The organism is Halomonas sp. ND22Bw (assembly GCF_003011945.1).
Lineage (GTDB): Bacteria > Pseudomonadota > Gammaproteobacteria > Pseudomonadales > Halomonadaceae > Halomonas > Halomonas halophila.
This window is the reverse complement of the sequence record NZ_PXWD01001298.1, coordinates 1-255: the sequence shown is the minus strand read 5'-3', so window position 1 is coordinate 255 and position 255 is coordinate 1. Positions and strand designations below refer to the sequence as shown.

General features: G+C 76.1%; 1 protein-coding gene. It reads left to right on the top strand.

Going from position 1 to position 255, the window contains the following annotated elements:
• On the top strand, positions 1–255 hold a 255-nt coding region (locus CVH10_RS22375), incomplete at both ends, for an iron chelate uptake ABC transporter family permease subunit (protein ID WP_146143291.1).

The following is a 255-nucleotide window of genomic DNA, read 5'->3' as shown; positions in this document are numbered from 1 at the left end:
CACCCAACTGCTGCTGGCGAGGGTGGACATCGACACCGCCAACGCCGCCTACCCCTGGACGGTGGGCACCCTCAACGCCCGCCCGGGCGGCGCCGTCACGGTGCTCGCCCTCGGCCTGGCCGTGTCCTGGCCGCTGGCGATCGCGCTTGCGCGCTCGCTGTCGCTGATGCGGTTCAGCGACGCCGTGGCCCGGGGGCTCGGCGTCGGGCTGCGCCGCCGGCGCGGCCAGGTGCTGGGGCTCTCGGTGCTGCTCAC